This is a genomic window from Acinetobacter sp. TY2, assembly GCF_046269225.1.
Classification (GTDB): Bacteria; Pseudomonadota; Gammaproteobacteria; order Pseudomonadales; family Moraxellaceae; genus Acinetobacter.
In genome coordinates, this window is the sequence record NZ_JBJZOR010000039.1 from 1 (window position 1) to 19230 (window position 19230).

Sequence of the window (19230 nt, forward strand, 5' to 3'; positions counted from 1 at the left end):
ATCATGGCTGCATAAGCATTGACCGTTCCAATGATTTGTAATGGTTTTTCTACTTCCAGTGCTTGTCTAAATCTTAATCCTGCAGATGTTTGTTCGTTCATCATTATTTCCATTGCAATGACGTCTAGAAGTTTAAAAGAACTTCATAACGTCTTGAGTTTGAGATCAAGCCTGCCTCAAATTCGATCACACAGGCTCAATCTGATTAAATCCTTTCAATCTGTTGAATCTTTTTGCTATATTTTCTGAGCCTTAAGCTTCAAGCAACACGGCGTTATATTGATCACGTAAATCTTTTTTCAAGATTTTACCTGTACCACCTAAAGGCATTGCATCAACAAAAATAACTTTATCTGGAATCTGCCATTTCGCTATTTTATTGATGTAAAAATCGAGTACATCTTTTTCTGTTAATTGACTTTCTAGCGATTTTTTAGCAATCAAGATTGGACGTTCATCCCACTTTGGATGGGGTGCTGCAATCACTGCGACAATATCAATTTCAGGGTGTGCAATAGCAATATTTTCAAGCTCTACAGATGAAATCCACTCACCGCCTGACTTAATTAAATCTTTTGAACGGTCACTAATATTCAAATAACCATCTTGATCTAAGGTTGCAATATCACCCGTATCAAACCAACCATCTGAGGTCAAAGCTGATTGATCTTTACCAAAATAGGTATCGACAATCCAATGTCCTTGAATTTGTAAATTGCCTGCTGTTTTGCCATTACGTTGTATTTCATTGGTGCTATTTTCAGCATCAGTAATACGCAGTTTTACGCCAAAAGGTGGACGACCTTGTGAGAAACGGCTCTTAAATTGTTCTTCTTCTGACAATGTTAAATGCTTAGCTTTCATTTGATTGACTGAGCCTAATGGACTTGTTTCAGTCATTCCCCATGCATGAATGGTTTCACAGTCATATACAGCTTTGAAGGTTTGAATCATTGATGGTGGGCATGATGCACCGCCTACAACATTACGTTTTAAGCTTTTAAGTTGTGTGCCTGACTGCTGTGCAGCATTGAGTAAACCTTGCCAAATGGTCGGTACACCGAGTGCTGTCGTCACTTGATAATCATCAATCAATTGAACCAAACTTGCACCATCCAACATTGGTCCTGGAAGCACTAAGCTGCATCCAACCATTGCAGCCGCATATGGCGTTCCCCATGCACTGACATGGAACATCGGAACAACAGGTAAAATTCGATCAGTTGCCGACAATTTAAATGAATCGGGCAAACTCACTGCATAGCTGTGTAATACCGTTGAACGATGACTATATAAAACCCCTTTTGGATTACCTGTCGTACCTGAGGTATAGCACAATGAACTGGCTCTAGTTTCGTCAAACATTGGCCAATCAAAATGATTCGATTGCGTTGCAATTAAATCATCATAAAACTGTACTTCAGGAAGTGCTGTTTTGATTGCTTCATCATAAGCATCAAGACAAATATAATGCTCTACTGATGATAATGTCGCTTGAATTGAAAGAACTAAATTTAAAAAGGTTTTATCAAAAATCAGAACTTTGTCATCGGCATCATTAATAATAAAGGTTAGCTGCTCAGGAAAAAGACGCGGATTAATGGTGTGACAAATATAACCACTGCCCGAAATGCCATACCAACTTTCTAAGTGACGATGATTATTCCAAGCGATGGTTGCGACACGATCACTTGCAGATAAATTAAAGGTTTTAAGTGCATTGGCAAAGCGTTTTGAATTATTGGCGATTTCGCCCCAATCGCTCTGCGTCATTGAACCATCAGTATTTTTTGAAATAATGGCAGTATCTGCATGGTAGTTTTGTGCATGCTCAATCAAGCTACTGATTAAAAGCGGTTGAGACATCATATTTCCATTCATTACTACATCCTTTTCTAGCCGTATGCACTTATTTTTAAATTTCTGTGCATCATTTCATCCCGAATTGGCTGTTAAATTAGCGTAATGTTCACATACTCACTTATCATTTAACGTCAAATCTTTATCATTTGACCACAATAAACAAATTTCATAGTGCCCTAATCAATAAAAACCGAGAGTATGTTAAAGATCTCGGTTTTTAAAAATAAATATCAAAATCCTAGAAATTCATTTTAAACACCAATGATGCAAAATCACGGTCATCTAAAACACTAAATTCATTTGAGCCAAAGAAATTGGTATATGAAAGCTCTGTGATATATTTCTTTTGATACGTTGCAGACACACCTGCACTCACTGCCATTTGTCCTTCTTGGAAATTAGGACCATAGCCACTCACATCGTGACGGAACATTAAACTTGGTGTAACTGTCGTTTGTGGCAGTAAATCGTTATAACTCAATGCACCACGCACACGATAACCAAACGACCACTCTTCAAAAAATCCTTTATCATTACAATATTTCTCATTGAGCTCATGAATTTCACCATCAGACAATTGACCTGTTTTTGGTGCAATACAGTAGGTATCTAATTTTGCAGGATCATAAGCCCCTGTCGACAACCCACTACGACCAAAGGCACCACTGCGCCCAAAATGATACTGATCTGTATCACCGATATGATTTACACCCAACTCGCCCACTAGAGATAATGCACTCGCCCCAAGTATATTTGGAATCGTATTTGCCGCACCTAAAGTAAACTGCGTAACAGGTACACGTGCAAAGCCATTTATGCGCTCACCGAGTTCTAAAGTTTCGCCCGCCGCAGTCAGTGGTGTGTCATTAAATAAAGCCTGTGCATACACCATATCCGTACTATTAAAGTGAAGTGGCATATCGGGTTTATAATTTAATTCACTGAAAATTGCGGTCTTGCCGACTTTACCTGTCAAACTCAGACCATACATTTCAATTTCTTCTGGATAAACAGAAAGAATTCGAGCGGTATGATAATTGGCAGCACCTGGCTGTGTTACCGTGATACCATCAAAGTGCATAATACGACTATGATAATTTGCATAATACACACCAAGCTCCGCATTGTTTAAACTTGGAATAGTTTGTTTGATAGCAAGACCATATTGACCACTATTTTTGGCATATTCACTTGGTAAACGAGCAACCGTAAAATCAAGTGGTCCATTTGTGGCTTGATCCGTTGTAAAGCCTGGTCCACCAATCATCAATGGTCCACAATTTTCAGCAAAGACATCAGAAACTTCAAAAAATGTACCGCAACCATCCACCACTGAAGGTCTAAATTTAAATTGATAGAAACCTTCAACTTTGGTTTTATCGGTTAAGCCTGCAACAAATGAGAACATTTCCACTGGAATAATACGTTCTTTAACATCGCCACCTGGACGGTTCATTGCAGCATAATCAAATGCACTCACCGAGTTTAGACCATTTTGGAAAAATTGGGACTTCCCCCAATTTAAAGCGTGTTTGCCCAGTTTTAAATCTAAGCTCTTTGAGTTTTCAAATTGAAAATTTTTCCAAATATATGCATCCCATAAATCAATCCCTTTAAATTTAACCAATCTTGGCCAAGCTGAATCATCAAATGTGGTGAAATCGCCTTTGCCTGTTTCATAGGCATGGTCATACCAATATTTTGCGCTGAGTACCGCACCTTGTTGTTTTCCATTCAACTTAAATTCAGTTAAACCTTTGACGATTTGCGAAATCGCATCACCTTTTTCAAAGTTAGCTCGACCATTATCTCCATTAATATCAACGCTTGAGCCTTCTTTACCAATGCTCACTGCATCTGGCTTATATAACAAAGCACCATCGGGGTCTTGGGTACTAAAGCTTTGCCCGATACTTAAATTTGTATTGGTTTCAAATTTCCAATCTTTATTAATATCATAACTAAAGGCTGAAGCATTTGATGCAGTAAAAACCAAACCGATGCAGATGCTGAGGTGTCGCATTGCTAAAATAGAAGGATACTTTTTTTGTAAAAATAAACGCTGAGTAACCATATCATCTCCATATAGATATGATGTTTTTCGACCGGCTTGCATAATGCGAACCATGAGATAAAACTAAAAAATCATGAACAAAAACAACGTGAAACTATTTATAACTAAAGATCATTTACAACGAAAAATGTGCATATCTATGCGCTATATGCGTTTGATCTTAAAAGCCATCCTTTGGCTTAAAATTTAAATCGGCTGTTTCAAATGCCCTATTTCACATTTAAGTCACCCAATTGGTTATTTCTAATGATGACTTGGTTTTATATTTTTACGATCTTAAAAAATGGCTGAAGTAACCCATGACGATAACTTCAGCCCAAGGCCTTACACGTAAATATCTCTTCAAATTTTATCGAGTTGACGAATGAATGCTTCAGCTTGTGGCCAAGGTCCATAACCTGCGGCTGGGTTTAAATGTCCAACTTCACCCAAATTCACCCACTCAGAACCCCATGCTTTTGCCATATCTTCAACAACATCGGCACTTGCTAAGTAATCATTACTACTTCCCACCACAATGCTTGGAAATGGTAAAACTTGCATAGGAACTGGATCCCAACCTTCTTGACGTAAAGTGTCAGGGCTTGGGTAATTTGCAGGCCAACTCTGATTTAAATCAGGTGGTGTCACCAACAATGCACCTTGAATATTATGCTGATGTTTAGCAGCCCAATGAACAGTCATGAGCACACCTGCACTATGTGCAACCAAAATCACAGGACCTGTAATTTGATCAAGCGCCGCTTGAATCGCTTCAACACGCTTCGCACAATTGAGTTTATCAATCTGTAAAGGTGGCACTGAACGTACTTTTTCAAGTCGGGCTTCAAGTAAAGTTTGCCAATGTTCTGCAACATGATCTCTTAAACCAGGAATAATCAAAACGGTTGCTTGTGTGAAAAATTTTTCCATCTCTATACCTTGAGAAAATGCTCATATAAGGAGCAAAACTGAATTCCATTTCACATCAACAATACGGTTTCAACTTTTTTTAAAATACACTTTAGGCGACATCGACTTATCTTTTAATGACAATGTATATAAAACTATTGAATAACTAACTCAGGAAATTCTAATAATCAAAAGTAGGATTTTTAGATTAAAATATGTGTATATTATGACTTCAAGATTTAAGCTGATTCGATCACAAAATAGTTCTATCTAAACGATCGCATCATTTATAAATGAATTAATCAAGGATTGGTTAATTTTAAAAACAAGGAGATAACAAGATGGTTCCTCTTGCACATACTGCCGTTCTAAAAAATTATTTAGACGTCACGCAGCAATTCAACATCAATCCTTATCTACTATTATCTGATGTTGGACTATGTCAAAGCCAATTGCATGATTCAAAGCAACGTATTCCTGTTGATAAAGCAATTGCTCTGCTCGAACAATCTGCACAAATGAGCGGTTGTGAATCGTTTGGTTTACATATGGCAGAACAGCGACAAATTTCCGATTTTGGTGAAATTAGCCTATTGCTCAGCTATCAACATACCTTGCGTGATGCAATTCAAACCATTGTTCGTTATCGTAATATTATCAATAATTCTCTCGCAATCTATATTGAAGAAGTCGGCAACACAGTCATTATTCGTGAAGAAGTTGTTTCTGCAGAATCTCAATATAGCCGTCAATCGACTGAATTAGCTTTGGGCATTATGCATCGCTTCTGTGCTGCCCTTTTACCCAATAAATGGCGTCCGCTAAGTATTCACTTTACCCATAACGCACCAAAAGATTTATCTGTACATAAACGCATTTTTGGTTGTTCACTTGAATTTGGCAGTGAGTTCAATGGTATTGTCTGTACCGCTGCTGAACTTGATACAACCAACCCTCAAGCCAATACCGCTATGGCAGAACACGCTCAACGCTTCCTCGATATTTTGCCAGATGATAGGGAGTCTTCAATGATTTTTGATATTCGTAAAAGTATCTATTTATTGTTGCCTATGGGTCGTGCAACTATCGATCAAATTGCACAAACACATGGCATGAATGTTCGTACGTTACAACGTCGTTTAGAAGTTTATAAAACCAGTTTTAGCCATTTAATCAATGATGTTAGACGCAATTTAGTATTTCGTTATTTACAAAATTTGAATTATTCATTGGGTCAAGTTTCGGACATTTTAGGCTACTCAACACCGAGTTCCTTTACCCGTTGGTTTATCAGCCAATTTGGTGTCGCACCAATCAATTGGCGTAATAAAAATAAAGCATTATTAAATTAATCGTCTAAATATATAGGTAATTTTAAAAGACTTGAGTTTTAACAATCCAAGTCTTTTTTTACATCGCTCATTTCTAACTAACTCATTATTATTAAAATAAAAAACTCCAAATGTAGAAACAAACCATTTGGAGGGGGAAACATACTAATATTTAATTTTCTTTAACAAATATAATGTCAATTAAAACCACCAACGCATTAACAGTACAACCAAAACTACAAGGAAGATTGTTTCACTCACCATGAATAAAATAGGCTTAATACCAACTGAAGCTAATTCTTTGATTCGTGTTTTCATGCCTAATGCACTAATTGCAATAATAAGTGCCCAACGTGACATTTCATTTACACCACCTTGAACAATTGTCGGTACCCAACCTGTACTGTTAATACATGCCAAAATTAGAAAACCAACAGCAAACCATGGCAATAATGGTGGTCGCTCTCCGCCTGTTTCTGCACCTTGCATACGTGTAAACATCGCAGCGCAAATAATCACAGGAAGTAACATGGCTACACGCATGAGTTTAACAACTGTTGCAGTATCACCTGTTTCAGTCGACATGCTATAACCTGCACCCACGACCTGTGCAACATCATGAATGGTCGCACCTAGAAACACACCTGCGAGTTGTGGGGAAAACTCTAACCAATTTGCAATCATCGGATAAACAATCATCGCTAAAGTGGATAATGCAGACACCCCAATGACGGTAAATAAAGTCGCTTTTTCTTTTTGTGGATGATTAGGCAAAGCAGCAGATAAGGCTAAAGCAGCAGATGCACCACAAATTGCTGTTGCACCACCCGTTAACATACCAAACGAACGTTCAAAACCAAGCATTTTTGCCACAACAATTGATACAGTAATGGTCACAGCCACTAAAGTTAAAACCAATGCAATCGGCTGCCATCCTAAAGCAGTAATTTGGCTCAAGGTAATTCGCATACCAAGTAAAGCTATTCCAACACGTAAAACCGTACGGGCTGTAAATTCAATCCCTGCCTTACACTTGGTGTCATCGGCAAGAAAGTTCAAACCCATACCTAGTAATAGAGCAAATAACATCACGGGGGCACCATAATGTTCCGAAAGAAAGCATGCGGCAGCAGCCACGACAGCACTCACAATGAAACCCGGCATTAATTCACGAGTACGCTGACTCAAATTCATCGTATTTGTCATTTTACGCTCCCGAGTCCATCACAATAAAAACATCTGATTCAATCACTTCAACCAGATAAGATGTCATTTTCAGATGCGTCGAATTCAACATATAGCCGCTTTCTAAATCAAACTTTAAACCATGTGCACAGCATTGAAGGGCTTTACCTTCAAGCTTTCCATTAAATAATGATGCACCCTGATGTGGACAACTGTCATCAATGGCATAAAACTGTTCATTTATATTAAAAAGTACGAGAAATTTTTCATCAACTTTCAAAAATGCTCTTGCACCAGATGTCGGTATTTTTTCCTGAGGAACCTGAAATCGAGCTGTCATGTCACTTATCCTTGTGTTACGAGTGCCTCAAGCATTGCGTTGTACAATGTCTCTGCGGGATGCGCTCCTGCAACCGCTAAACGTTGATTAAAAATAAAATAGGGAACGCCATTGGATCCTGTATTTGCAGAATTAAAGGGTTGATTGAGTTGTCCCAATGCATTGTTGATGAAATCTGTGTCAAAGCCACAAGACTGAGCAATCTTCAGTAAATTTTCACTATTCCCTAAATCTTCGGATAAATGAAAATAGGCTGAAAATAAACGTTCAAGCAATTGATCAATTTGTGTAGCTGTACCGAATTGAATTGCCATTGCTAAAAGCTGATGGGCTTTAGCAGTATTGGGCATCAATTTAATGTTAGAAAAATCAATGTCTACATCTACAGCATTTGCCGCTTGGCGAACTTGTGATTGACGCATTCGTACGGCATCAGGACTGCCCAAACGTTGCTGATAAAATGCATCAAATGGTACACCTTCAGCAGGTATATGAGGCAATAACTGAACGCCATGCCAACTGAGAATAACTTCGACATCAGGATTATTTTCCTTCAGTTTAAGCAATGCAACCTGCAATTGGCGCTTACCAATTAAGCACCAAGGACAGATAAAATCAAAAAATACATCTACTGTTAAATGACGTGACATCTTTTTATGAATCCAATTTGTTTTGCTGTGGCGCACTTGGTGGCAATAACCCTTGCTCAGTTAAACGAATAATATCGCTGTGATAATGACGTTTTGCATAGAAAAAAACCGCAGCAGATAAAATACTCATAAATGGCATAAGCTGAAATGCATCATGTAAACCAACATGATCTGAAATTTTACCAATCACTAATGGTCCAAGTGCGATGCCCAATAAGTTATTGGCAATGGTTAATGTCGCAAAAGCAGAACTGTGCACTGAGTGATGAGTTAAATTTGCGACCATTGCCATAGATGGTCCGTTGGTTCCAATCACAATAAAGATACCTAAACACAGCAAAGCGATTTGCGCTGTACCTGTTGGAATAGCAAAAGCAGCAGAAAGTAGTAAACAACTTCCTAAACAAAAAGCAATCGCCAAACTTGTTTTACGGTCGGCACGTTCACGCCCTAAACGGTCGGATAACATGCCACAAATCACTGTACCTATAGCGCCACCAAGCACAATAATCGCTGCGACAACACCCGCTTTATCTGTCGGCATTGCATAGTAACTGTTCAGATAACTTGGCATCCAAACCATAATCGCACCAGCAACAAAGAGCTGTAAGCCACTCCCAATATAAGTTGCAACAACGGTATGAGATGAATACAGTGTTTTTAGTGCGTTCTTCACTTTAATCGGTTGTTGCTCTTTGGTATATGCCTGACCCGATGGATTAATTTTCTTCTCTTTCACCACTATTGGGTATAACAATGCGAGCATTAAGCCAAATGCAGCCATACCACCAAATGCCCAACGCCAACCAAAATGTTCCGCAAGTACACCACCCAGTGCCATACCAAAGAAAGAACCGCACATCCCACCTGCCATAAAGGCACTGGATAAAGTTGCACGCATTTCTTTCGGGAAAATTGCCATAACAACAGCAATACCCACACTGCCATAAGCAGCCTCACCGACACCGACCAAGAAACGAGCCGTAAACATTTGCCCGTAATTTTCTGCAAGTGCACAACCTAAAGTTGCTAGACTCCAAAGCACCGCCATGATGGTTAGACTTTTCACTCGACCAAAACGATCGGCAAGAAAGGACAAAGGTAAAGTCAGTAACCCGACCATAAGTGCCACAATGCCACTGAGCCAACCGAGTTGACTGTCCGTCAACATCCATTCACTCTTTAGTAGTGGAAAGACTGCATTTAAAACCTGACGAGACATATAGTCTGAAATTAGTAAACCAAATGTGAGTGCAAAAACAATCCATGCATAACGACGAGGAATACCCATTGATGTATCCGTCTGTGCATCTAATGCTTGATGTGCATTCATACAACCTCCATGTATTTTTTATAATGTTTATTTTAGAGCCTAAAAAGCGAGGATCGTTTTAGCCAAAACACTTATCCCCGCTTATTTATTGCAACCCAAGCCCTATATCCTTGTGACTCAGGTTTTAGATCATTTACGTTGTGGTACGCCTTTTTGACCTGCAACACGATTCGGAGCCATGCCATTTGCCAATAAGGTTTCTTCAATACTATCGTACTGCACACCAATACGATAAATTTCACGTGCTTCTTGACCACTCGCAATATCACGACCTAACTCATGCGCAATGCGTACTGTTTGCTTAATCTGATCAACCGAACCGAAACGTTCACCTTTATGGTTAATGATTGTATCTTCATTACCCACACGTGCATGCATACCCATTGCCATAGACATCGTGTTAAATGGTAAGACATTTTTCAGTAATGATTCTGAAGTCAATGTACAACCATCTGGAACACGGTTCAGGAAGTTAAAGAAGTTGAATGGGTTTGGACCATCAAAACCGCCACCAATACCAATCCAAGTTAAGTTCATTGGACCCATGTACTGACCTTTACGCACCATACGTTCAAGCGTTTCCAGACCATGCATGCCTGTCAATTGGAAATGTGGTTGAATACCATTTGCTGATAAACGCTTCAAATGTTCAATCAACCATTCAGGTCCCGCAGGAACTGTCATTTCTGAATAAGCTGCTTGAATTGCAGGATGCTCAAGTGATGTTCCTTTTAAATATTCAGGATATAAAAGCTCCATAATATTCATTTGCGTGGTATTCACAGCAACCCGTCACTTGATCAGGTTTAGGGTCTAATTCAGCCAATTTATGACGTGTATCATCACTCAACCATAGAGCCGCTTCACCTTCGCTTTCAGGTGCAAATGAAATAGAACCACCAACCTGAATAATCATGTCAGGAACTTCTGCACGTACACCTGCAATCAGTTCATTGAACTTAGATAAACGCTTTGAACCTTTACCGTCCAATTCACGCACATGTAAATGTAGAACGGTTGCACCCGCTTCGTAACATTCAACGGCCTTCGCAATTTGCTCTTCCATTGTGACAGGAATATCTTCAGGGAAATCTTCAGGCGCCCACTCTGGACCATACGGTGCTACCGTAATAACTACTTTATCCATATTTTCTGGGTGTAAAGAATCATCTAAAAATTGCATGAGTTGCTCCTAATCTTTTTTCTAAGACGTTTAATCCATTAAAATGAGTGTTCCATTCACTCAATTCTTACTTTATCGGCGATCAATATGTTGCATCACCAATCATGCCTGCACGTTCCATTTTTCGATGGCAAGCAGGATAATCCATCACCGCATAATGCTGTGTGCTACGATTATCCCAAATCGCAATACTGTTCGGCTCCCAGCTCCAACGTACTTGGTATTCAGGAATTGAGGCTTGAGTAATTAAATAGCGTAATAAATCTGCTGCACCTGGATTCGCATCTTGTCCAAAACGCACACGATCTTTCGTGTGATAATTACTAAAATGTGTCGTAAATGAATTCACGAACAAAATTTTCTCACCTGTTTCTGGATGTGTACGCACCACTGGATGCTCTGCATCAGGAAAACGTGCTTTCAGCTCTAAACGCTTTTCAATTGGCATTGCCGCACCAAAACTTGCTTCAATACTGTGATATGCACGTAAATCGGCAATTTTCACCTTAATATCTTCAGGCAAATTGTTATATGCCATCACCATATTGGTCCACATGGTATCTCCACCCACCGTTGGGCATTCGACACAACGCAATACAGCACCCATTGGTGGAATTTGGCGCCAACTTGCATCGCTATGCCACGCATTTTCATAGCGATCAATTGGGCTCTCTGGGCTTTTATAAATTTGGACTAAGCCCGGATACTCAGGATGACTTCCTAACGCAGGATGACTTTCTAACTGACCAAAACGCTCAGCAAAAGCGACATGCTCAGCACGAGTTAAGTTTTGATTACGTAGAAACAAAACCCGATGCTGTAAGAGTTGACTGCGAATTTCAGTAAACAGCGCATCATCATGAATGGCATCTGCCAAGTTCACACCGTATAATTCTGCGCCTATATTGCAGGTAAGTTGTTTAATTTGCATAAGAAATCCTTTCTAGCAAAATTCAGTTCGGTAAAACTTAGATCACAAAAATAGATGATCCAATGGTTTTACGTGCTTCTAAATCACGATGTGCTTGTACTGCATCTTCGAGTTTATAGCGCTGATTAATTTCAATTTTGATACGACCGCTACTGACATGATCAAATAGTTCATTGGCTAAAGCTTGTTTTTCAACAGGGTCAGCAATGTAGTCTGCAAGCGCAGGACGAGTCACAAATAATGAGCCTTTGATTGCCAATAACACTGGATCAAATGGGGGAATTGCACCTGAAGCTGTTCCAACGCATACCAATAAACCACGGCGTTTAAGTGAGTCTAAAGATGACATAAAGGTATCTTTACCTACGCTGTCAAATACAACGCTTACACCAACACCACCCGTTAATTCACGTACACGTTCAGCCACATTTTCATGGCTATAATTAATGACATGATCACAACCATGCACACGAGCAATCGCTGCTTTTTCTTCTGAAGATGTTGTACCAATGACAGTTAAACCGAGTAATTTTGCCCATTGAGCAACAATCAGACCTACACCACCTGCTGCTGCATGTAGAAGGATTGAGTCACCTGCTTTAAAGTCATAAATACGGCGCATCAAATATGCCGAAGTCAAACCACGCATCGTCATAGCTGCTGCAGTTTCGCAAGAGATACCTTCAGGCAACTTAATTAAAGCATTGGCAGGCACGAGTGTTTCTTCACTATATGCACCCAAAGTATTGATAAATCCTGTATAGGTCACACGGTCGCCAACTTGTACATTGGTTACGCCTTCACCCACTTGCTCTACGACACCTGATGCTTCTACGCCCATGCCATTTGGCATTGGAATTTTATACGTTCCATTACGGAAATAAGTATCGGCATAGTTTAAACCGACCGCCACATGGCGAATACGTACTTCACCCACACTTGGCTCACCGACTTCAACGTCTTCGTAACGCAATACATCAGGAGTTCCTGTTTCATAGAAACGAATCGCTTTGGTTAATGTCATATCCCTATCCATCTTTTGATTATTGTGCTTCAACTTCATTGACTCAAATTACAACACTCTCAACAGACCCACTTTACATTTGACGACACAGACTTATCCTTTTACGACACAATACTTTGTCGCATCATCGACTTTTGTATTACACGATTAATCACGTTAAAAATATTTAATATAAAATCAAATTGTTAATCAATTTTAGTGTTTTTTTAACATTAAGACTCAATTAAAAATAGAATATTAAAAGCTAAATAATTCATAAAAATATCTTAAAAATTATAAAGTTAAACACCTGAAAGCCCATACCCATAAGCATGATTATTGTATGAAGCTAATTTTCTGAATTTTGAAATATTTTTGTTTTTTATTTTGTCTTTATTTATATGCTATTAATCTTAAAACCATATCAATGACTCGCTGATTTTGTTGATGAATGGCATAATCACTCCACCGATTAATTTAGATATTAAATCTAATGTTTTGACTCAAATTATTGACTCTAAATCGATGACAAAGGATCAAGCATGACGCTTAAACAATTAAAAGCCTTTTTAGTCCTTGCACGCACATTAAATTACGCCAATGCTGCCGAAGAATTATGTCTAAGCCAATCTGCTTTAAGTCTGAGTATTAAAAGTTTAGAAGAAGAATTGGGTGGCAAACTCTTTAAACGCAATACACGCCGTGTCGATTTAACTCTTGAGGGACAGTCCTTAATTCCCTATGCCAGAAAATTATTGGCAAATTGGGAAGATATGGAAAAGGATGTCAAACAACGCTTTAAATTACATCGAGGTACGCTAAATATTGCATCTATGCCATTCGCTACACATGCAGTTTTACCTGCGGTGATGCATAAATTTTCTAAAAATCATCCAAATATTAGTTTTTCAATTCATGATGTGACCAATGAAAAAATCATTGAAAATGTGCAACAAGGTATATTTGAAATTGGTATTTGCTTTGAACCACCTGTCAATCATCAATTGATTTTTCAACCACTTTTTCAAGAAGATTTTCTTGCCTTAGTCCCGAAAGATCATGTACTTGCACAGCAAAAAAGCGTCACTTGGCAGCAACTTTGCGCTCATCCCTTTATCACCTTACAAAACCCTTCCATTATTCGGCATATTATTGAAGAAAACTGTCATAAAAATCAGATGGTTTTAGATTTAAAAGTAGAATGTCATCAAATTAGTTCTCTATCTCACTTTGTCGCTTTTGGTATGGGGGTCAGCGCCATTCCACGACGTTTTCAACATTTTATTGATCAACAGCAGAATGTTTTAATTGAATTGGTTGAAGGTGAAATCCCACCACCTGTGGGTATTATTTATCAAAAAGATACAGAACTTTCTAATGCATCAGCAGAGTTTATCGACATCATGCTCAAGCATCATTTTTAAATTAATGAGTTTTTTTAATCACGCCTTTAAAATATTCAATTTCCAAAACTGATTCAGCCTTGCTAATAATAAAGCCATACAAGGACTCAAGGTAATCAGGATGAATAAAGTTGTCGCAAATGCACAAGTTGCATTGGCAGATATCGTTGCCGATAATCAAATCATCGCCGTTGGTGGTTTTGGCGTGTGTGGTATTCCCGAAGCACTGATTGATGCGTTGCAAGAAACAGGTGTAAAAGGCTTAACATGCATTTCAAATAATGCTGGAATTGATGGTTTTGGTTTAGGTAAATTGCTTGAAACCAAACAAATTAAAAAAATGATTGCCTCTTATGTTGGTGAAAATAAAGAATTTGAACGCCAATACTTAAATGGCGAACTTGAAGTAGAACTCACACCACAAGGCACACTTGCTGAAAAATTACGTTCAGGTGGTGCTGGCATTCCTGCATTTTACACCCAAACAGGTGTCGGTACGCTCATTGCCGAAGGCAAAGAAACCCGTGAATTTGATGGTAAAAATTATATTTTAGAACATTCGCTTAATGCCGATATTGCCCTGGTTAAAGCTTACAAAGCAGATAAAGCAGGAAATTTAGTATTCCGTAAAACAGCGCGCAACTTCAATCCTGACTGTGCAATGGCAGGAAAATTGACCATTGTAGAAGTCGAACAGATTGTCGAAATTGGTGAAATTGATCCTGATGATATTCATTTACCGGGAATTTATGTCAATCGTATTGTACTCAATAGCACACCTGAAAAACGCATCGAACAACTGACTTTAAAAGCAACGGAGGCTTAAATCATGGCTTGGACTCGCAATGAAATGGCGCAACGCGCTGCGCTCGAACTTGAAGATGGCTTTTATGTTAACTTAGGTATTGGTTTACCAACTTTAGTTGCCAACTATATTCCTGAAGGCGTCAATATTTGGTTACAGTCAGAAAATGGTTTACTAGGCATTGGTGAGTTTCCTACGCGAGAAACAGTAGATGCTGATCTAATTAATGCTGGAAAACAAACTGTAACAACGCGCTCAGGTGCTGCATTTTTCTCAAGCTCAGAATCATTTGCCATGATCCGTGGTGGTCATGTCAATATTGCTGTTTTAGGTGCAATGGAAGTCTCTGAAACAGGAGATCTTGCTAACTGGATGATTCCGGGCAAGAAAGTCAAAGGGATGGGTGGTGCAATGGACTTGGTTGCAGGTGTACAAAAAATTGTGGTCTTAATGGAACACACCGCAAAAGATGGTAGTCCTAAAATTGTCAAAAATTGCAACTTACCACTAACAGGTCAAGCCGTGGTTAATCGTATTATTACTGAGTTGGGTGTAATGGATATTACGGCTGAAGGCATTAAACTCGTTGAACTGGCATCAGATGTCACGCTTCAACAGATTAAAGCTGCAACAGGTGTTGACTTAATCATCAATGAATTAGAACTTGCTGGTTAAAACCTTCATAAAAAGTGATGCATAAAACTGGCTTAAAAATGCAGATAAAATAAAAGCCGCTTTTTAGCTGCTTTTATTTTATATATTTTTCAACCTATTGAAATACAGATGATTTTGAATTCAGATTGCTTGAATTTGCGCTGTAGTATTTGCCAATGCAGCATCTTTCGCTTCTGCCCCCATGTTCACACCTTCAGCACGAATCACAGTCACATCAGTTACACCAGTAAAACCAAATACAGTTTTTAATAAACCTTCTTGGAAATCAAGTGCGCTGTCATCACCATATACACCGCCACGGCTACTTGCGATATATACTTTTTTCTCGCCCGCTAAGCCCACAGGACCATTTTCTGTATATTTAAATGTTTTACCTGCAACACTAATACGATCAATCCATGCTTTTAATGGCGATGGCAAACCAAAGTTATACATTGGCGCACCGACAACAATGACATCTGCATCAAGGTATTGCTGTAAAATTTGACCACCCAATGCAGTTTGTTCAGCATTTTGACCCATTAAAATTTCAGTCGTCAAATGTGGGATATCTTGTTTTGCAAGATCCAAGTACTCAACTTGAGCATCAGCTTGTTTCGCTTGTACTTGTGCAATAATTTGTTGAGTGAGTTGGCGTGAAACTGATGCATCACCCATAATACTTGAATCGATATGTAAAACTTTCATAAGAAATCACAGTGCTTATTAATCTATTATGTGAATTTTAAAACTTTTTGAAAATTGGGTCAGCGTTTGCTATAAGACATATTGTTCTATTTATAAGACAATAACTCGTTTTTTATACAAATTGCTTATTTTTTACAATTACAAATTTTGGTTTCATTCGTTATTTTAAAAAAATCATGACTTCTTTTTTTTCAAAACTCAAAATATTAACAAGTTACATGCTTGAAATTATATGTTAAACATAATGTGATTTGCTCTGTAGGCTTCAACCCTATTGATTAAGTCACTTTTTTATACTTAATTTTTAAAACTTATTTTCACCTTGAATCATTACACTCAATTTTTAACAACATCATTCTAAATAATTCAAAATAAAAAATGGCGAAAATACAATAATATCGTATTTTCGCCACTGTATAAAATAATGATTTTTTAGAAATGCTTAGTAATGGTAAACCATGACTCAACATCATTCGGCTGTTCCAAACTCTTTGGTTTTGACCCAATTGGGAAACCAACGGTTAGCGCTGCGCCCCATTGTGATGAATTTGTCCAATTCAATCCCAAGCCTGCACTATTGATACGCTCTTGATTATCTCCAGTTAAGCCTTTCCATTTATGCGCTTGGCGCTTTACCTCTCCTGTATCGATATAAACTTTACCGATGACTTGGTTATTTGAAGAAGCATATAAACTTTGTCGAAGTTCAGCCAATAAATAATAGCCTGTTGAACCACTTAATACGCTATTTTCATATCCAGCAACATTGGCAGAACCACCAACACTAAACTGCTGCGCACTATCTAAATTATCTGGGCTAAACTGAGCTTGCAACGCAGCATAAAGTTGCGTATCTGAGTCTACAAGATTTTGTAATCTAGACACATTAAATGATGCTACGACAAAGTTACCCTGTGTATTAGCCGTTGCTAAATCATCTTTTCCCGTTGCTGCGTTTTTAAATTCAACATGACCAAAATCTGCGGCAACACCAAACTGAGTTAAACCACCCCCAGCAAAATTATCGGTCTGCGATGCATCTAGACGAATACGTCCAACATGAATATCTCGATCTCGATAAAGGTCTGCAACTTCAATATCATCTTCTAGGCGTTTAAAGTCATATTGAACCCCAAGTACAACTTCACTTTGATTATTCAGCAATACAGGCTGACTAAGCCATATACTCGCTTGCTGAGCATTCCCTACTGCATCCAATGCTTTGTATTCTTTACCCAATTCATAATCGAGATCAGAATAACTCGCACCTAGACGTGTTCCAGCAGCATTGACCGTCGCTTCATAACCCAAACGAGCAAAATTTAAATTTCCAGAGGTCATTCCGTCAAAACTAAGCCGATCCCCCAAACCGAGCAGGTTATTCGCAGCAACACCTGCATTCAATCGCAGTTCATGCGTATATTCATTACCATAATTATCAAGACCAACATAACCATTTAAAGTTTTTTCAGGTTGAATATGAATAGTTAAGTCACTTGTTCCAGGATAACGTCCTGCACTAATCACATTACGAATTTTAATACCATTTAAACGACTCAGAAGTTTAAGTTGCTGTTGCAACGTTGCTGAGTCAATAATATCGCCTGATTGTAACGGTGCTAAAATCCCTTCAATTAAGTGATTTGCAGTTCGAGTTTGGTTATTAAACTGAATACGATCATATCTTGCTTCCAAGATTTGGATCTTAACGACACCATCAGCCAAACTTTGTACAGGTAAATAGGCTCGATTATATGAATAACCCTGTTGCTGATGATAGTCCGTCAATTTTTTAGTCAGTTGTTGCAAATCAGATAGCGTCAATACCTGACCTTCTACATCTTGGACCAATGCGTGTAAATCTTCTGTGGCAATACTTTGATTACCTTGTATCACCACTTGTTTAATCTGAATCTGTTGTTGTGAATCAGCAGGCATGATCTGCATCTGCTGAGGTTCTTCAATATTTACCTCTGCTTGTGGCTGATATTGTTGCCATGACTGCTGTTGTAACAACTGACCCGCATTTGGAATATTTGGAATGGTATTTGCAACTACAGGAAAACTACTGACGGCAAGCGTACTCAGCAATAAAGTTTTCTTTGGATAAAACATAATTAAAATCTCCCTGTTAATGTTTGAATACCGTCCATATTGATACCATCACCCATAATTTCGATTTCAATTTGATCTGACTGTTTCGACTGACGTTCTTGAGGTGCAAATTGAATTGCCCGTTGATAAGCTTGAAAATCAAAGCTAGGTGTAGCAGGAATGTTCGGTACAGTCGGTTTTTCTGGTGTTGGAGGTTCAGGTATTACCAATGACTCGGTAATTTGTAACATTCCTGCGCTAAAGGTTAGATCATAGTTTTGATCACTACCGCTCACATCATTGACATATGTCCCGACTTTTGTTCCATTTGCCCCTGTAGCAGTAACACCTGTCAATACAGATGCAGTTTCCCCACCTACTAAACCATTGACAGTAAAACCAGAAACATGTTGTTGCTGACCACTGTACGTAGCTGTTAAATTATTTCCAATCACATGTGCTTTCGCTTTGGCTATATCAGCTTGAGTTTTCATATTCGTTGAAAGCACGTAGTTGCCTGCATCTGTACCATTTAAAGCACCTGATACATCCACATTCTTATTTGAGCCTGCATTTTTATCACTAAATTGACCTTGTGCTGTGATATTGACATTGTCACCACTAATCACATCATTCAGACTACCATTCACAATCGCATTGGTCGTGCCATCGTAGACTTTGTCTTGAGCTGTAATTGAGCCTGTGATTTGTTTTTTACTGATATTGGCTTGGGTTTGCAGATTCGTTGAAAGCGCGTAGTTGCCTGCATCTGTACCATTTAA

At 38.6% G+C, this 19230-nt stretch carries 16 protein-coding genes and 2 pseudogenes; 4 read left to right on the forward strand and 14 right to left on the reverse strand.

Going from position 1 to position 19230, the window contains the following annotated elements; translation table 11 throughout:
- From prpB to ACK1JC_RS16115, 4 genes and pseudogenes are all read right to left on the reverse strand, one after another.
- Positions 1-101 (reverse strand): annotated as a pseudogene (gene prpB, locus ACK1JC_RS16100) (methylisocitrate lyase); the annotation flags it as partial.
- Positions 102-252: 151 nt separating this feature from the next.
- Complete coding sequence (locus tag ACK1JC_RS16105) at positions 253-1881, reverse strand: long-chain-fatty-acid--CoA ligase (protein ID WP_409512860.1); 1629 nt, start codon at positions 1879-1881, stop codon at positions 253-255.
- 220 nt (positions 1882-2101) lie between these two features.
- Positions 2102-3937 carry a DUF1302 domain-containing protein gene (locus ACK1JC_RS16110; protein WP_409512861.1) on the reverse strand — a complete coding sequence of 612 codons (1836 nt, stop codon included), beginning with the start codon at positions 3935-3937 and terminating at the stop codon, positions 2102-2104.
- 342 nt (positions 3938-4279) lie between these two features.
- The gene (locus ACK1JC_RS16115; RefSeq protein ID WP_409512862.1) at positions 4280-4849 is read right to left on the reverse strand and encodes an RBBP9/YdeN family alpha/beta hydrolase; all 570 of its coding nucleotides are present in this window, start codon (positions 4847-4849) and stop codon (positions 4280-4282) included.
- 320 nt (positions 4850-5169) lie between these two features.
- Here ACK1JC_RS16115 and ACK1JC_RS16120 point away from each other — a divergent pair, with 320 nt between their 5' ends.
- Complete coding sequence (locus ACK1JC_RS16120; RefSeq protein ID WP_409512863.1) at positions 5170-6180, forward strand: AraC family transcriptional regulator; 1011 nt, start codon at positions 5170-5172, stop codon at positions 6178-6180.
- Between the two features lie 180 nt (positions 6181-6360).
- Here the strand turns inward: ACK1JC_RS16120 and ACK1JC_RS16125 are convergent, their stop codons facing one another.
- The 7 genes and pseudogenes from ACK1JC_RS16125 to ACK1JC_RS16155 all read right to left on the reverse strand — a co-directional run bounded on the left by ACK1JC_RS16125 (position 6361) and on the right by ACK1JC_RS16155 (position 12805).
- Entirely contained in the window at positions 6361-7365 is a 1005-nt protein-coding gene (locus ACK1JC_RS16125; RefSeq protein ID WP_409512864.1) for a YeiH family protein, read from the reverse strand.
- A gap of 1 nt (position 7366) precedes the next feature.
- Positions 7367-7684: a Rieske (2Fe-2S) protein gene (locus ACK1JC_RS16130; RefSeq protein ID WP_409512865.1), complete on the reverse strand. Its 318-nt coding sequence runs from the start codon at positions 7682-7684 to the stop codon at positions 7367-7369.
- A 5-nt stretch (positions 7685-7689) separates the two neighbouring features.
- Positions 7690-8334, reverse strand: a complete 645-nt coding sequence (locus ACK1JC_RS16135; RefSeq protein ID WP_409512866.1) for a DsbA family oxidoreductase — start codon at positions 8332-8334, stop codon at positions 7690-7692.
- A gap of 4 nt (positions 8335-8338) precedes the next feature.
- A complete protein-coding gene (locus ACK1JC_RS16140) occupies positions 8339-9667 on the reverse strand; it encodes an MFS transporter (protein WP_409512867.1) in 1329 nt (442 codons plus the stop codon).
- A gap of 129 nt (positions 9668-9796) precedes the next feature.
- Positions 9797-10850, reverse strand: a pseudogene (locus tag ACK1JC_RS16145) (3-keto-5-aminohexanoate cleavage protein).
- A gap of 82 nt (positions 10851-10932) precedes the next feature.
- Positions 10933-11781, reverse strand: coding sequence for a TauD/TfdA dioxygenase family protein (locus ACK1JC_RS16150; protein ID WP_409512868.1), 849 nt, complete (start codon positions 11779-11781; stop codon positions 10933-10935).
- Between the two features lie 37 nt (positions 11782-11818).
- Positions 11819-12805 (reverse strand): quinone oxidoreductase family protein, encoded by a 987-nt coding sequence (locus ACK1JC_RS16155; RefSeq protein WP_409512869.1) that lies wholly within the window; start codon positions 12803-12805, stop codon positions 11819-11821.
- 521 nt (positions 12806-13326) lie between these two features.
- Between ACK1JC_RS16155 and ACK1JC_RS16160 the strand changes: the two genes are divergently transcribed.
- The 3 genes from ACK1JC_RS16160 to ACK1JC_RS16170 all read left to right on the forward strand — a co-directional run bounded on the left by ACK1JC_RS16160 (position 13327) and on the right by ACK1JC_RS16170 (position 15667).
- A complete protein-coding gene (locus ACK1JC_RS16160) occupies positions 13327-14208 on the forward strand; it encodes a LysR family transcriptional regulator (RefSeq protein ID WP_409512870.1) in 882 nt (293 codons plus the stop codon).
- Between the two features lie 100 nt (positions 14209-14308).
- The gene (locus ACK1JC_RS16165; RefSeq protein WP_409512871.1) at positions 14309-15013 is read left to right on the forward strand and encodes a CoA transferase subunit A; all 705 of its coding nucleotides are present in this window, start codon (positions 14309-14311) and stop codon (positions 15011-15013) included.
- Positions 15014-15016: 3 nt separating this feature from the next.
- Positions 15017-15667, forward strand: a complete 651-nt coding sequence (locus tag ACK1JC_RS16170; RefSeq protein WP_409512872.1) for a 3-oxoacid CoA-transferase subunit B — start codon at positions 15017-15019, stop codon at positions 15665-15667.
- 120 nt (positions 15668-15787) lie between these two features.
- Here ACK1JC_RS16170 and ACK1JC_RS16175 read toward each other — a convergent pair whose 3' ends face one another.
- From ACK1JC_RS16175 to ACK1JC_RS16185, 3 genes are all read right to left on the reverse strand, one after another.
- Complete coding sequence (locus ACK1JC_RS16175) at positions 15788-16354, reverse strand: FMN-dependent NADH-azoreductase (protein ID WP_409512873.1); 567 nt, start codon at positions 16352-16354, stop codon at positions 15788-15790.
- A 432-nt stretch (positions 16355-16786) separates the two neighbouring features.
- Positions 16787-18469, reverse strand: a complete 1683-nt coding sequence (locus ACK1JC_RS16180) for a ShlB/FhaC/HecB family hemolysin secretion/activation protein (RefSeq protein ID WP_409512874.1) — start codon at positions 18467-18469, stop codon at positions 16787-16789.
- A gap of 2 nt (positions 18470-18471) precedes the next feature.
- The coding region (locus tag ACK1JC_RS16185; protein ID WP_409512875.1) for a YDG domain-containing protein at positions 18472-19230 on the reverse strand (759 nt) is incomplete at its 5' end.